At 62.6% G+C, this 14675-nt stretch carries 12 protein-coding genes and 1 pseudogene; 5 read left to right on the top strand and 8 right to left on the bottom strand.

The window, feature by feature from the left end; genetic code table 11:
- The 8 genes and pseudogenes from OMP40_RS32190 to OMP40_RS32155 form a co-directional block, all read right to left on the bottom strand.
- Entirely contained in the window at positions 1–909 is a 909-nt protein-coding gene (locus OMP40_RS32190) for a type 2 periplasmic-binding domain-containing protein (protein WP_277537362.1), read from the bottom strand.
- 67 nt (positions 910–976) lie between these two features.
- Positions 977–1414 (bottom strand): annotated as a pseudogene (locus OMP40_RS42605) (extracellular solute-binding protein); the annotation flags it as partial.
- Positions 1415–1760: 346 nt separating this feature from the next.
- A complete protein-coding gene (locus OMP40_RS32180; RefSeq protein ID WP_277537358.1) occupies positions 1761–3371 on the bottom strand; it encodes a response regulator in 1611 nt (536 codons plus the stop codon).
- Positions 3346–3948, bottom strand: coding sequence for a sensor histidine kinase (locus OMP40_RS32175; RefSeq protein WP_277537357.1), 603 nt, complete (start codon positions 3946–3948; stop codon positions 3346–3348). The genes OMP40_RS32180 and OMP40_RS32175 overlap by 26 nt, the downstream gene beginning before the upstream one ends.
- On the bottom strand, positions 3906–4457 hold the full coding sequence (locus tag OMP40_RS32170; protein WP_277537356.1) for a hypothetical protein: 552 nt from the start codon (positions 4455–4457) through the stop codon (positions 3906–3908). The genes OMP40_RS32175 and OMP40_RS32170 overlap by 43 nt, the downstream gene beginning before the upstream one ends.
- A 440-nt stretch (positions 4458–4897) precedes the next feature.
- Positions 4898–5173, bottom strand: a complete 276-nt coding sequence (locus tag OMP40_RS32165) for a hypothetical protein (protein WP_277537355.1) — start codon at positions 5171–5173, stop codon at positions 4898–4900.
- A 64-nt stretch (positions 5174–5237) separates the two neighbouring features.
- On the bottom strand, positions 5238–6830 hold the full coding sequence (locus OMP40_RS32160; RefSeq protein WP_277537354.1) for a hypothetical protein: 1593 nt from the start codon (positions 6828–6830) through the stop codon (positions 5238–5240).
- Positions 6730–8652 (bottom strand): glycosyl hydrolase family 2 protein, encoded by a 1923-nt coding sequence (locus tag OMP40_RS32155; protein ID WP_277537351.1) that lies wholly within the window; start codon positions 8650–8652, stop codon positions 6730–6732. The genes OMP40_RS32160 and OMP40_RS32155 overlap by 101 nt, the downstream gene beginning before the upstream one ends.
- 141 nt (positions 8653–8793) lie before the next feature.
- On the opposite strand from OMP40_RS32155, the gene OMP40_RS32150 reads away from it, so the two are divergent.
- The 5 genes from OMP40_RS32150 (at position 8794) to OMP40_RS32130 (ending at position 14646) form a co-directional block, all read left to right on the top strand.
- A complete protein-coding gene (locus tag OMP40_RS32150) occupies positions 8794–9729 on the top strand; it encodes an AraC family transcriptional regulator (protein ID WP_277537348.1) in 936 nt (311 codons plus the stop codon).
- 691 nt (positions 9730–10420) lie between these two features.
- On the top strand, positions 10421–11464 hold the full coding sequence (locus OMP40_RS32145) for an SPFH domain-containing protein (protein WP_277537346.1): 1044 nt from the start codon (positions 10421–10423) through the stop codon (positions 11462–11464).
- 3 nt (positions 11465–11467) lie between these two features.
- On the top strand, positions 11468–12448 hold the full coding sequence (locus tag OMP40_RS32140) for a diacylglycerol kinase catalytic domain-containing protein (protein WP_277537345.1): 981 nt from the start codon (positions 11468–11470) through the stop codon (positions 12446–12448).
- Between the two features lie 122 nt (positions 12449–12570).
- Positions 12571–13485, top strand: coding sequence for a Crp/Fnr family transcriptional regulator (locus OMP40_RS32135; RefSeq protein ID WP_277537343.1), 915 nt, complete (start codon positions 12571–12573; stop codon positions 13483–13485).
- Between the two features lie 93 nt (positions 13486–13578).
- Complete coding sequence (locus tag OMP40_RS32130) at positions 13579–14646, top strand: D-alanyl-D-alanine carboxypeptidase family protein (RefSeq protein WP_277537340.1); 1068 nt, start codon at positions 13579–13581, stop codon at positions 14644–14646.
- The last annotated feature ends 29 nt before the right edge of the window (positions 14647–14675 follow it).

Genomic DNA, 14675 nt, shown 5'->3' with positions numbered 1-14675 from the left:
TCATGGCTTCGGAGGATGAAAAAAAGGGAGCGCTGCGAAGCGGCGGCCCCTTTTTCTTGCAGCCTCTCGGCGCCTTAGTATTTTCCGAGATCGACGCTGTTTTTCGATTGGTATTCCTTGATCGCCCCGTCCAGCTCTTTTTTTAACGTCCGCGGTCGCTTTGGCGATGTCGATATTGCCGCTCAGATAGAGGCCGAAGATCCGCTGCATGTTTTTGTTCAGGTTGGGCGAGGAGCCGCCGACGCCGAGCGCCTTCAATTCATTGGACGCCTGATTGGCGAGCTCGGCCATGCTCTCCGCAGGCTTCGTATCCGGCCAGGTCGGTACGAAGGTGCCGTGCTCGTTGACGATGCGCTCGACGTTTTTCGGCGTGCCGACGAATTGCAGCCAGTCGATGACGGCGGCTTGCTTGCCCGCTTCCTTCATCGAGGCGTTGGCTTGCTTGGTCGCGACGGCGAATTGGAAGGCCGCGTTGGGACCGCCGACCGCGCCGGAGACGTCGGTGCCGGTCGTATACGGCGAGTCCGCCTGCGCCAGCACCGGGAAGTTGAAGGAGCCGAGCTCGAAGCTGACTTTGGCGTCTTTCGCGTTTTCCGGAAGCCAGCTGCCGTCGTAGAAAATCGCTGTTTTGCCGGCCAGGAAGTCGTTGCGGGCGTTGCTGCCGACGATGCCGGGCTCGGACGACAGATAGTCGGGCTTCCAGTTGTCGGTCAACGATTTGAACATCGGCCACCAGCCCATGAAGCGCGGGTCGGACGTGTTCAGCATGCCTTTGGCGATGGCGACGCTCTGATCGAGCGAGGAGACGCCCGGGCTTTGATCGAAGCCGGCGATTTGCTCGAACTCCTTGGCGTAGAAGTCCGACAGGAAGTGTCGCTGGAACCAGTCGTAGTCGGGCGCTTGCGACATCGCCGTAATGCCCGCGTCCTTGAGCTTTTTTGGTCGTCTCGATCAACTCCGACCAGCTGCCCGGCGGCTGGGAGATGCCCGCTTTGGCGAACAGATCCTTGTTGTAGAAAAACGCGGTGGCCACGTAGTCTCCGTTGATGTTGTAGCTCTTGCCGTCGGGAGACTTCGTCTCGCTCACGACGGTGGCGTTCATCGCTTCGCCCCAGGTGGCTTTGCCGGGAATATACGGGTTCGGCTGGCTGAAATAGGGAGTCAGGTCCTCCGCGATGCCTTTGGGGAAGGTGTTGTTCAATTCGGCCCATTGACCCCAAAATACGTCGAACAGCTCGCCGGCAGCGGCTTTGACCCGCACCGTTTGCGTGTAGTCCTTGAATTCTTCGTCGACGAATTCGATCTTGATGCCGGGATGCGCGGCTTCGTATTCGCCCGCGACTTCCTGCAGCGCCGTTTGCTGCTTCAATCCGGCGATATTTTTCGAGTTGGGCGTATACACCTGGGCGTACATCGTGATCGTGCCCTTCCAGCCGTTCGCAGCGCCGGAAGCGCCGCCGGCCGTGCCGCTAGCCGTGCCGCTAGCTGTGCCGCTGGCTGCCGGAGCCGTCGAAGCGGACTGCCCGTTTTCGGCGTTGTTGCCGCCGCAAGCGCTAAGCACGAGACCCAGCGCGACCAAGGCCGCGGAGCTTTTGGCGAGTTTGTTCGTTATCATGGCCATCCCCCCTCGAGATCGTTGTTTTTGAAAGCGTGCTCATTCCTGTCTTCATCTTAGTTCAGGCGTGTGCGCGCGAGTAGTGGGGGGAGATTTTACTTTCGGATGAATTTTTTTACCTTGGCGCGCTCGGTAGCCGGTGCGCTTAGAAGCCGTGCCGCCGCTTGTACTCGGTGGGGGAGTACGAGGTGTATTCCTTGAATACCCGGTAAAAATGCTTGAGGTCGGCATAGCCGATCAGCTCGCTGATCTCCTGAAGGCTGCGCTCGCTCTGCTCGATCAGCGTCTTGGCCCGCTCCATGCGGCATTCCTTGAGGAAAACGACGAAGTTCCGTCCCGTCTCGTACTTGAACCGCCGGCTGAAGTAGCTCGCGTTCATGCCGAAGCGGTCGGCGACCGACTGCAGGCTGACGCCTTCGGCCAGCGATTCCGACACGTACTGCTGGACTCGCTGCAGCAGCGGGGCGTCCTGCCCGCTGCGCTCCTGGGCGATCGTCTGCGCGAGGCTGCGCAGCAGCGTGCCGATCATGCCCATCAGCGTATCTCGCGTCACCGCCGTCTCCGCCGCCTGCAGCCAGTCCTCCATCGATCTGCCGCTGATGGCGGACAGGTCCAGTTCCATCAGCCGAATCTGCGCGCCGAGCCGCAGCAAATAATGGGTCGTCATCCGGCGCAGCTCGACCGGCAGCATCAGGTCGGCGCCGGCGAGCCGTTCGAAAATCGCAAGCGCCTCCTCGCCGTTGCCGAGCAGCAGCTGCTCCAGAGACAGCTCGATCTGCTCGGCAGGACCCGAAGACAGATTCATTTTTTGATCGGCGCGCAGCTCCGGCAGCGAGAGCAGCTGTCCGCCGCCGCAGACGAGCCGGTAGGTGACGGCGAGCGAGGCGTCCCGGTACGCGCCGGATGCCGCGGCGAAGGGATACAGCCCGCTCATGCCGATGGTCGCGGCGCGGCGGAAGCTCTGTTCGATCGCCTGCTTGAGCGCCGCGGCCCGGCCGCGAGCTTCCGAGGCGAACGCCGAATCGCCGGCCGTCCGGCTCATCAGGACGACGACCTGGCCGATATGGTCCTGCAGCACGCAGCAGCGCGGATCTTCGGCGCACCACTCCTGAACGAATTTGGTCAGCGCATAGCGGAACAGCTCCTCGTCGGACGGGCGGAAGCGCTGCGGCTCGATCCAGTCGGGACTGACGGCCAGGACGATCAGATCGTGCCCATCGCGGTCGTGCAGGGGCGGATAACCGGCTTCTACGAGCAGTTGGGCGATCTCCTGGTCATCCTGTCCGAAGAGGAAATGCTGATAATACAGCTTCTCCGCCAGCGGCGCTGCTTTTTGGAGCGACTGCCGCAGCGCGTCCAGTCTGGCCCGTTCGCCGCGCTCGTGCTCGATCGCTTGCGCGATCTTGTCCAGCGTGCGCAGCAGCTCGCCGCGGTCGAGCGGCTTGGTGATGAACGCGGCGACGCCGTGGTCGATCGCCTGCTTGGCAAGCTGAAATTCCTGATAGGCGGTCAGCAAGATCCGGTGGATGTGCGGCGAATCCGCCGCGATCCGTTCGCAGCATTCGATCCCGGTCAGCCCGGGCATCCGGTAGTCGAGGATGACGAGATCGGGCTGCAGCCGGGCGATCTCCCGCATGGCGGCCTCGCCGTCCTCGGCTTCGGCGACGAGCTCCCATTGCGGCGCAAAGCGCTGCAAAATTTTGCGGATGCCTTGACGAATCGCGGATTCGTCATCCGCGATGATAACGCGATACATAACGTTCGACCTCGCTTTCATTTGCAATAAGGGGCAGCAGCAGCGTAACTTCCGTGCCTTGACCGGGCCGGCTGTCGATGTTCATGGCAAAGGGAGGACCGAAATACAGCTGGATGCGGGCAGCTACGTTGACCAGTCCGATGCTGCCGCCGTCCTGCTGCGGCCTCAGCGTCTCCATGCCGATCAGCCGCCGCAGCTCCAGCAGCCTGTCGAGCGGCATGCCGAGCCCGTCGTCCGCGACGAGTACCTTAATGGCGCCCGGTTCGGCGGTGATCGCGACGGTCAGCCTGCCCTTGCCGGGGTTCATCTCCAGTCCGTGATAGAATGCGTTCTCGATCAGCGGCTGCACGAGCAGCCGAGGTATATAATGCGACAGCAGCGCCTCCTCGACGCGAACCGAGATGTCGAAGCGTCCGCCATAGCGGTTTTCCTGGATCAAAAGGTAGTTCATCAAATCATCTTTCTCTTCCTGCAGCGTGATGAAGTCGCTGCCGGACCGTAGCGACGACCGGACGAGCTTGCCGAGCGCCGTGATCATGTCGACGGTGTCGTCGGCCTCGTCGAGCTCCGCCCGCATCTTGATCGTCTCCAGCGTGTTGAACAAAAAAATGCGGATTGATCTGCGACCTGAGCGCCTGCAGCTCGCTTTCCTTGCGGACGATCTCCGCCTGGTACAGATGGCGGATCGACTCGTCCAGCCGCCGGCTCATGCGGATGAAGCTGCGGATCAGCTGTCCGAGCTCGTTGCGCGGGGGGATTGTCGTAGTCGATCTGGAAGTCTTCGCGCTCGACCCGCTTGATGAGCGAGATGAGCCGGTAGATGGGCTTGGTCATGCTATAGGAAATGCCCGTGGACACCGCCAGGGCGATCGCCATGCAAACGATGCCGATCAGCAGCATGGAGTTGCGGACCGAGGCGATGCCGGATACGATGCGGGAGACGGGAACGTAGCCAACGACGGTCCAGCCCATCTTTCCTACGGGATGCTGCACGACGATCGTTTTTCGTTTTTCCAGATCGATGATCCGCGGACCGTCGCCGCCCGCTTGATGACCTGCGACGGACGCCAGCAGTTCGGGATTCACCGGATCGTCGGCGTATACGACCTGGCTGTCCGCGTCGAGAACGAAAAAAGGAACCGTTTTTCTCGCTGTTGACCCGGCTCATGATGCGCTCGATATCCTCGAGCGTGAAGTCGACCTGAAAATACCCTGCGGTTTTCAATATGGTAGAGGTGTAGTAAATTCTGCGAATGAGGGAGAAAACCTGAAGCGGCTCGCCGTTTTGAACGAGCTGGCTGGCTTCGGGCCGGTGCAGGCTTAGGGTGGCCAATAGCGCGTCGGAGCTGTCGAAGGTTTTATACCAGGGCATTTGCTCGATGGAAAGGCCGGGCAGCAGATAGCTGAGACTGTAGATCCGTCTCGCGCCTTCGCCCGGCTTGCTGAAGTACGTAATATTTTCGATGCTGCCTCGCTGCGACTGCCAGAAGCTGAAGTTTTTTTCCAGCGTCAGCTTGATGTCCGCGTCAGGCGATTCCCCCGGTTGCGACCCCGGCCGTCAGCATATCCTGCAGCTCGCGATTGTAATAGGGCATTAGCGTGAACTGTTCCAGCTCGCGGATGTACATCTCGATGTTCGACGAGGTGCTTACGGCGACCTGCTGCACGAAATCGCTTACCTTTTTTTCCATGGCCTCGCTGTACAGACGGTAGGCGCCCAGACCGAGCACGGACATGGGAAGCACGATAAAAATGACATACGTCAGCACCAGCTTCTGCTTGAACGTCCATATTTTTTTCAAAGCGTTCCCGTCCTTCCGCGCGTCGGCCGCCGAGGCGCCACGACTACCTGGCGTTAGTCGTATGTTAACGGGGGATCGTCCAAATTTCAATAGGCGCGAGCAATCCGTAAGACAGCAGATCATAGTCTTCCGCCGGCGGCGGCCCTTCGAGCGGCGAGCGCTTCCAGGCGCCGGGCCACGCTATATTGCGCGGCTTGGAGGCGTCGAAATGCGGTCCCAGCAGGTTGCGGAAGGTGCCGCTCAGCCGGCAGTCGAGCGTGTGGACGGCGCCCGGACGCACGAGGGAGGTGAGCCCCAGCTCGTCGCCGCGCTCCAGGCCGAGCAGACCGGCATGCTCGCCGTCCACCGTTACGGAGATCACCGAACCGTGCCAGGACGGCGCGGACATAAAGACGCGCGAGGCGTCGTCCGGCAGGGTGAACGTATGGCGGTAGCGAACGGCGTCCGAATAGAACGGGTAGCCCTGATCCCGCCAGGCGCCGAGCCCTAGCGGCTGGTTGGCTGCCAGGCGCCAGCCCCCATCCGCATTCGGCGCGACCGCGAACTGTCCGAACAGATAGAGCGGCTCCAGCTCCATCCGGATCGAGAACGGGCGGCCCTCCAGCCGTATCGTGTTGCGCCCCGGGCGCAGCGCGCGCGTAATATCGGCGGCGCCCATGTGACGGTCCAGCCTTGAGGTGCCTGGAGCGGCTTCGACCGGGATGCCGTTGACGGCGATTCGGTAACAGGAAGGCCGCTCCAGCTCGAGCCGCACCGGTCCGACGTCGTCCGGGCTGTCCACGTGGAAATAATAGTCGGCCGTAATTCCGCTGCGTGCGTCGAAAGCGGCTTCGCGGTCCAGCAGCCGCCGCTTGAACTGGACGGCGTTGTCCCACGGATTGTTCTCGAAGCCGTGATGCTCGAAGGCGAAGCGGGCGGCGTGCACCGTGTGCAAGCCGAAATATTGCTTGCTGCCGGCGTACAGGTCGCAGTGCAGGATCGGGAGCACGTTGTCCCGCTCCGGCACGATCTCCGGCGCGGAGAGCGCGACCGGCCTGCGCGCGGCTTCGTCCGATCGGCGCTGGAGCGGCTGAAGGCGCTGCGCCACTGGCGCCGCGGCCGAGACTGCGCTAGCCGTCGTGTCCGCGCGATCCGGGTCTGTTGACGCAGCGTCCCTGGCGTCGCTCCTTTCCAACGCCGCCGGCGCCTCCTCGTAGACGCGCAGCAGCAGCGACCCCGACGCGTTCAGCGCCAGGTCGAGCGTCAGACTGCCGGCGTCGTCCGGCGACAGGTCGAGCGCCGTCGCCGAGCCGTCCAGCGGATTCCACAGCTCTGCCCGCCGGCCGCGCAGCGTCGCCGTGCCGTCGAAGCGGGCGCTCCGGGAGTTGGCGAAGAAGTAAAAGGCCGAACCGTCGCCCAGCTCGCGGCGCAGATGCGCGATCCCGCTCGGCGCCGCCGCCTCATCGCCGGCAAGACGAAGACGCGGCGCGGCGAACGCAGACAGCAGCGCGAGCTGGCCGGCCGCGTCCGCAGCCGGATGCCAGCCGGGAAGGCGGGCAAGCGCCGCCGCTTCCACGCTAAGTGCGCCGTCCACGCGATCCGGCGCCCGGTCCGCGGCGATCACGATGCCGCCGCCTTCCAGGAAGCGGCGCAGCAGCGCGACGGTCGAAGCCTTCATATGCGTCATCGCCGCAGGTACGATGACGATCTCGTAGCGGCAAAGTCCGACGCGCAGGCTGGCCCCCCTCGGCGGAAGCATGTCCCGCCATGATGTATTCGTCGCACAGATCGTAGTCCCATTGATCGTCGGACAGCGACTGCACGAGCGCCAGCATGTCGACGATGCCCTGCTGGTAGCGCGGATCGCCTTCGACCGCCTCGGCCGTCGCGACGAAGCTGGACGTCGTCGGATTGAGCAGGGCGATCCGGTTGACCGTCCGGCCCTGGGAGAGCGCATAGGAGAGCCGGCCGAAGTAGTCGTTCTGCCGCGCATACTCGTCCCACCATGGCTGGCGCCAATCGAACGATTGGGGATGGTCCCTTTTTCTCGCGCCGACGATCGTGCCGTAGGTCAGATGCTGGTTGAGGAAATTGATGCCGTGCACGTACAGCCAGTCGCCGATTCGCTTGTAATCCTCGAACGTCGAGTCCCAGCCGCCGGCGCCGTAGGCCTCGCACAGCACGCGCTCCCTGCCGAACTGGTTGGCGGCGCTGTGCGCCTCGCGCACGGTCAGCAGGGCGGCGGGATCGTTGTACGCCCCTTGCGCGCGCTGCGCCTCGTTCGGCGGCATAAACGGCAAAAAGGCGGAGCCGGGGCCGGTGGGATCGGCGCGGAGAAGCTTGGTCTCCAGCATATCGATGGCCGGCCAGTGCATGAATTCGTAGAGCGACATGACGGCCGGGGACGTGCGGTGAAACGGATGGGGCCATTGATGCTCGATATAGTGGCCCGTATAGGCAATTCCGTTCGCTTCGCACCATTGTGAGATCGGGCGCACCGAATTGTTCACCCACAGCTCGCGGATCGTCTCGAAATAATCGAAGCGCACCTTGGCCGCATCGACGGCGGGCGCAGTCTCGAAGGCGATCGCGGCGTCGCGGAACAGAAAAGGCAAATAGTCGCGCAGGTCGTAGCCGTTGCGGCGCTCGAACTCGCCGGCGAACCAGAAGCTGAACGGCAGCGGCGAGCCGTGCTCGAACAGGTTGCCGGGCGATATCTCGGGCTCGTCGGTGAACAAGGCGGGGATCTGCGCGCCGAACCGGTCGCCGAAGCGCTCGCGGTACGCTTCATGCGTGACGGCGAGGAAGCGCGCCGTCACCTCCGGCCGCAGCAGGTCCGCATACGCGAAGCCGCCGAGCCAGTTGTTGGTCATCGGCGTGCCGAGCTCGAATACCCAGAATCGGTCGCCGTGCGCCTGCCACTGCGTCATCGGCAGCAGCGTGACGTCGCGGACGATCTCCCAGGCCGGCGTCCGGTCGGGCGTCTCCCGCACGGCGAACGCTTTGATCGGGTGACCGGGGCGGTTCAGCATCGGCGAGGCGTTCGCCAGTTTGCGCGCGACTTCGTCCGCCCCGTATTCGTTGAACAGCACGGAATTCGCGAGGCAGTCCGGCAGCTCCGACGGTACATGCCCGCCCGCGAAGCCGGAGGGATACGAATTTTCGTCGTAAATGTACAGCTTGAGTCCGAGTCGGGAAGCCTCCTCGAGCGCGTCGCCCCAGCGTTCGAACCACGCGTCCGACAAATATTCGGTCACGAGGCCGGGACGGGGATGGACGAAGGCGCCGCCGAAGCCGTGCGAGGCGAGCTCGCGCAGCTGGAAGCGGATCGACGCGGGCTCCATGTCGTCGTTCCATACCCAGAGCGGGGCGGGGCGGTAGATGGCGGCGGGAGCGGCGAAGCACGGCAGGTGCTTGTCGGCCGGATCGGCCGGTGCGGTAATATTGGCAGATATTTGGGCAGATGTGGCAGATGTAGCAGATGCGACAGGCTTTCGCATGCGGACGCAACCTCCTTGGCTATGTTCCAGCCCAGTTTAACCGGCGGTTTGCCGGCTGTCTTTGCAGCCGTGCCGGGAATGAGGTGCACTTTTGACAGGCGATGCTTTATAATACGCCCATAACGGGAAGGGGCGATGCGGATGCAAGCGACAGAGGGCGTACGGCCGATCGAGCTCGCGTCGATCCGGCCGATCGTACACTTCGCCGAACGCGCAGCGTATGAACGGATATTCGTCTGGGGGCCGCGCGTCAACCCCGACTGCCAGCTGCTTTTCGTGCTGTTCGGACGCGCGGAGCTGACGCTTGGCCCGCATCGCTATTCGCTGTCTCCGGGCAGCTGCGCCTTTTACGGCAGCGGCAGTCCGCACCGCATCGAGACGGCGGCGAACGCGCCGGCGGGCTTTTACAGCATCCATTTCGACTGGGACGGCGATGCGCCCGTATCCGTGCATCCGGCGTCGGCGATTCGCGCATGCGCCGGGCCGGAGCGGGAGGCGCCGCCGGTTGAATACCGGATCGACGCCGGCGGCGGACGTTCGCCGCTTTTACTGGCAAACGTGCTGCATGCGCCCGAGCTCGAACCGCTTTTCCGGCCGATCGTCGAGGAATACCGGGAGCAGCGTCCCGGCTGCGAGGCCGCGATGCGCGGCGGCATGACCGCGCTGCTGGTCGCGCTGGTACGGCGGCAGCTGCAGGAGCGCCCCGATCCAACCGCGCGGCGGATCGCGCCTGCGCTTGCGGCGATCGCCCGCGAGCCCGCGCGCAGCTGGTCGAGCCGTGAGCTGGCGCAGCTGTGCGGCTACCATCCGACGTATTTTGCCGAGATTTTCAGGGAAGCGACGGGATTGAGCCCCAAGGCGTATGCGATGCGGGAGCGCATCGCTTGCGCCAAGCGGCTGCTTCTGACGGGGGAGCGGATTACCGAGATCGCGCAGTCGCTCGGCTACGGCGACGTCCATTATTTCTCGCGGAGCTTCCGAGAAGCGACGGGGCTGACCCCGTCGGCGTTCCGGCTGCGCCCCGAGCCGGAGACCGAGCGCGAGCCGCATGCGCGGCGCGAAGAAAGCGGACCGTGAAGGCCCGGACGAAGGTCGGGAGACGCCAATATTTTCTCTCTTTGCGTGCGCGTGACGGTATATGGAAATAAGTGTTGAAAAGCAGTTAATCGGCGCGCTGTTCCGGACTTCGGGAGGAATAAGTGTTCAACCGCAATTATTTTGTTCAAAACCGGGTCAAAACGTTCGAATGCTAGCAATTAATTGCGCTTCGACACTTATTTGCTCAAGCATGTCGCGATCAAGCAAAATAACTGCTTTTTAACCGTTATCGAATTGATGACGCCGCCTCATCGCACCACGCATTCGAACCGCTCCGGGGAAGTTGGCGCGGTTTGACGCACATTCAGGTGGTCAGGAGCGTTTGTCTGGCCGCCGATTGTACACGAGACTGCCGCAAAAGATCGTCAAGGCGTGCCCTTTGCACCTCGCGCAGCTCCCCCGTGCGAGGTGAGGCGGCGCGTGTCGGCTACCAACCTCACGTTCTTCCCTCATTCTTCCCTCATTCTTCCCTGACGGCTTTTCTTATGGCAAGAAAAATGGAGAAATCGGAAGGAAATGCGAGCCGGAGTCCGCAATTTATACCTTTTTGCTCATCCTTAGGGCTTAAGGGACATATCGCGCCAATAAGGAAGGTTGAACAGTTCTGTCTTTTTAAATTATCATAATGATAATATCAAAATGAATATAACAACGAATGGAGGCGTTCGCCATGTTCGGAATCCGATTCGTCAAATTCCAGCCGAGCGAGTACGTGATGAAGGTCCAGAACGGCAAGGTCGTGAAGGAAGGGCTGGGATTGTCCTTTTACTATTACGCGCCGGTCACGACGGCCGTGGTCATGCCGGTGTCTTCGATCGAAGCGCCGTTCATGTTCGAGGAGATTACCCGCGACTTCCAGAGCGTGACGGTGCAGGGGCAGCTGACCTTCCGGATCGCGGACTTCCGCCAAACGTCCCGCATGCTGGATTACACGTACAATTTGCGGAAAAAAACGTATTTGTCCGACGATCCCGCCAAGCTCGGGCAGCGCGTCATCGGTCTGGTGAAGGTGTTGGTGAAGCGGCATCTCGAACGGATGCCGCTGCGCGAAGCCATTCAATCCGGCGATCGCCTGGCGGCCGCGATCGGCCAGGAATTGGACGCGAGCCCCGAGCTGGCGAAGCTCGGAATCGAAGCGATGGGGGCCGCGATATTGGCCGTGCTGCCGAACAAGGAGACGCTGCGGGCGCTGGAGGCGCAGGCACGCGAGGAGATTTTGCGTCGAGCCGACGAGGCGTTGTACGAGCGGCGCAACGCGTCGATCGAGCAGGAGCGGATCGTACGCGAGAATGAGCTGAGCACGGAGATCGCGGTCGAGGCCAAGAAGAAGCAAATCCGGGAGAGCCAGCTGGCGGCGGAACGTCTCGTTCAGCAGAAGCGCAACGAGATGCAGCAGGAGCAACTGCGGTTCGACACGGACTACGAGGAGGAGCGGAAGGCGCTGCTCGAGCTCTCGGTCGGCAACAGGCATTCGGAGGCCGACGCCAAAGCGTACGAGCTGACGGCCGTCATGCGCGCGCTCGGCGGCGCGGACAATCAAGTGCTGCAATCGCTGACGCGCGCAGGCATGAATCCGGGCCAACTGATCGCCGTCGCCTTCCAGGACCTGGCCGGTCAGGCGGACAGAATCGGGCAGCTGAATATTTCGCCGGATCTGCTTCAGGGACTGCTGCAAGGCGACGCGGCGAAGCCGGCGGGCAGGAAGGAGCGATGATCTATGAGCGGCGCAAGCGGGATTCGGCTGGTGCTGGTCAAGCGGCGTACGCGCCTCGAAGAGCTGGTCGCGCGGTATAATACCGTCCGGCAGGCGCAGTTCGTCATCGAGTCGATGGGCGAGGATTTTTCCGACTACCTGCGCGAGGATGAAGCCTACCGCAAGGCGCTCTCCCGGACGCAGCAATCGCTCGGCGAACTGGGCATCGTGCAGCTGCTGGACAGGGCGCACGTTCCCAATTATTTGTTCGGTCCGTCCGATACGGTCGTGGCGTTGGGGCAGGACGGCCTGGTGGCGGGAACGCTGAAATATCTGGACGGCCAGCCGCTGATCGGCGTCAATCCGGACCCGATGCGCTGGGACGGCGTCCTGCTGCCTTTTCGAGTGGGAGACCTGCCCAAGATCGTACCGGAGACCGCCGCGGGACGGCGGCGGGTCCGCGAGGTGACGATGGCAAAGGCGGCGCTGAACGACGGACAATCGTTATACGCCGTGAACGACTTCTACATCGGACGGAGGACGCATGTATCGGCACGCTACCGCATCGCTTCGGGAGGCAAAGCGGAGCAGCAATCGTCGAGCGGCATCATCGTATCGACCGGCGTCGGCTCCACGGGATGGCTGAAGAGCGTGCTGGCCGGCGCGTCGGGTATTGCAAGGCGAGCGGGCTTCGTCGGTGCCGGAGAGACGATTGTCCCGGGAAGCGGGAGACATGATGGCAAAACGGATGCGGATGCGGAGCGGTTGGAGTGGGAGAGCGACTGGCTTCGCTTCACGGTCCGCGAGCCGTTCCCGAGCCGTACGACCGGGACCGAGCTCGTGTATGGCCGCATCGAGAGCGGTCAAGCGCTGGAGGTCGTGTCGCAGATGCCCGAAGGCGGCGTCATCTTCAGCGACGGCGTCGAAGAGGATTACCTGGCGTTCAGGTCGGGACTTCGGGCAACGATCGGCGTGGCGGAGAAAAAGGGGCGCTTGGTCGTGTAGGCTGCGCATGTATCCCGTTCTTTCGCGTGAATGACAATTAGTAGGCACGATTCCCAGGGATTAACCTTTCGGCCGCATTCACCGATAAAAGGCCTATATGAATCCTTTGAGGTGAGTCGGGCATGGCTTTGTTTCTGGTCAATCATGTACAGGCCGGCATGAAGGTCGGCATAGATATATTTTCGGACAGCGGGATCAAGCTGCTGGCGAAGGGCACGGCGATCACCGCGCAGCACATTCAAATGCTGCAGAGCCACAAGATTCGGGAGATCGACATCGACGGGGAAGCGCCGGGCGGAGAGCCCAGGGCGGACAAAGCCCGTCAGCTCGACCCCGCCCGGCAGGCCAAAGCGGAAAAAGAGAAGCTGCGCCAGCTGATGAAGCACATTCCGCTCTTCTCGAGTCTGGCGCCCGAGCATATCGGGCTGCTCGCCGACCGGATGGAAAAGCGGGAGCAGGACGCCCAGACGATTCTGTTCCGGGAGAACGATCCGGGCGATTCGTTTTTTATCGTCCTCTCGGGCACGGTCAAGATTTACAGGACGAGCCCGGAGGGCGACGAGAAAATATTGGCCGTATTCAATGCCGGGGACAGCTTCGGCGAGCTGTCGCTGATCGACGGCAAGCCGCGTTCCGCCACGGCGCAGACGCTCGAAAATACGGAACTGGTCGTGATGTCCAGGGCGCACTTCCTGGACATGCTGAAAACCCATTTCGATCTGAACCTCGTCATTATGGCCGAGATCGTGCAGCGGATGCGCGATACGAACGACCAGGTGTCCGACCTGATGTTCTTCGACGTGCGTACGCGGGTCATCAAGAGCCTGGTCAAGCTGGCGAACCGGTTCGGCGAGCGGAGCGATCACACGATCGTCGTTCAGATGCCGCTCGACAGGCACGAGCTGTCCCAGATGGCGGGCGTCAAAATGAAGGAGCTCAATGAGGTGCTGTACGATCTCGAAGACCGGCAGCTCGTCAAAATGTACGCGAGCTACTTCGAGCTCAATCTCATCAAGCTGCGCTCGCTGCTTCGTTGACGCGGAATTTTAAGAAATATTTAATATCCGTCCTTCATTTTGTTTAAAATGTTTGTCCTATTCTGGATTTCGGAATAGGAGGAGACCGAACCTATGAAATCGCGACTGCTGCTTCTGCTGCTCATCGTCGGACTCGTATGCGCGGCCGCCCGGCACAAGGCCGATCTGGCCCGCGCGGCGGATACGCTCCTGGGCCATCCGCCCAATGCCGGTACGGCGCGATCCGTGGCGGCGACCGCCGGTGCGGGGCCGGCTGCGAACCCGGCAGTCGCTCTTGAGCCTGCAACGGCGCTGCCCGCCGAATCTGCGCGAGATCCGCAACCTTCGGCGTCCGGCGAGGACGACGCGTCCGCGAGCGCGGACCTCAAGCTCGCCGCCGCCGGGCTGCACAGCGCCCAAGCGATCCTCGTCCGTCTGGACGACGGCAAGGTGCTGCTGGACAAAAACGGCGAAGCGCGCGTATATCCCGCCTCGCTCACGAAGATCATGACGGCCATCCTTGCCATCGAGCGCATCCCCGACCTGAAGAAGACCGTTAAGCTCGATCCGGACATGTTCGAGACGCTGCGGCAGCAGAACGCTTCGATGGCGGGCTTCCTCCCCGGGGAGCGGGTGCCGGCCGTCGACCTGCTGTACGGGGCGATGCTCCCGTCCGGCGCGGACGGGAGCGTCGGGCTGGCGATGCGCGTCGCCGGCTCGGAGAAAAAGTTCGCGGCGCTCATGAACGAAAAGGCGAAGGCGATCGGCATGACGGACACGCACTTCGTCAACGCGACGGGACTGCACGATCCCGCTCATTATACGACGGTCAAGGATCTGTCCGTCCTGCTTGCCTACGCGCTCGGGAACGAGACGTTCCGCGAGGTGTTCACCGCTTCGCGCCATTCGACGACGCCGACGGACCAGCATCCGGACGGCATCACGCTGCGAAGCTCCATGTTCAAGGAGCTTGGCGGGTCGGGACTGGCGGGCGGAGAGATTCTGGGCGGCAAGACGGGCTATACCGACAAGGCCGGTTTGTGCCTTGCGAGCCTCGGCCGCCTGAACGGCGAAGAATACATTCTTGTCACGACCGGCGCCAAAGGGAACCGCAAAACGACGGAGGCCTACGACATCGCGGATGCCGTGAGCGTCTACAACGAATTAGGCAACGCGCTTTGACATCCGTTACAATGGGAGTTGTGAAGGAG

The sequence above is a fragment of the Cohnella rhizosphaerae genome, assembly GCF_029525575.1.
Classification (GTDB): domain Bacteria; phylum Bacillota; class Bacilli; order Paenibacillales; family Paenibacillaceae; genus Cohnella; species Cohnella rhizosphaerae.
The sequence above is the reverse complement of the archived record's forward strand: the minus strand, read 5'-3'. Positions and strand labels throughout refer to the sequence as shown.